Below are 336 nucleotides of genomic sequence, written 5' to 3'. Positions count from 1 at the left end.
TGCTCGCGTCCACTGTGCAGTTCTCAAACAACGACCAGTCACACACCCTCGGACACCCCCAACAAGGGCACCTCAAGTGAGGCCGGCAACCACTGAGACAACGTTTCCGTTCCCTCAGGACCCAACAACGTGCCCGACACACCCGATACAGACCCTGTGTTCCACGCCGAAGCAGTACTGACAGACCCTACCGAATGTGCCGAATAGTCAACGTTCCACCCATGAGCAACCGTGCAGGACACTCGCCTGCAACCGGCATATTGCTCCTTAGAAAGGAGGTGATCCAGCCGCACCTTCCGGTACGGCTACCTTGTTACGACTTCGTCCCAATCGCTG

General features: G+C 57.4%; 1 rRNA gene. It reads right to left on the bottom strand.

The features are described from left to right. Positions 1-271 precede the first annotated feature (271 nt). A 16S ribosomal RNA gene (locus tag PUR71_RS02875) occupies positions 272-336 on the bottom strand; the annotation flags it as partial.

Source organism: Streptomyces sp. SP17BM10, assembly GCF_036322405.1.
Classification (GTDB): Bacteria; Actinomycetota; Actinomycetes; order Streptomycetales; family Streptomycetaceae; genus Kitasatospora.
This window is presented reverse-complemented; position numbering and strand designations above follow the sequence as displayed.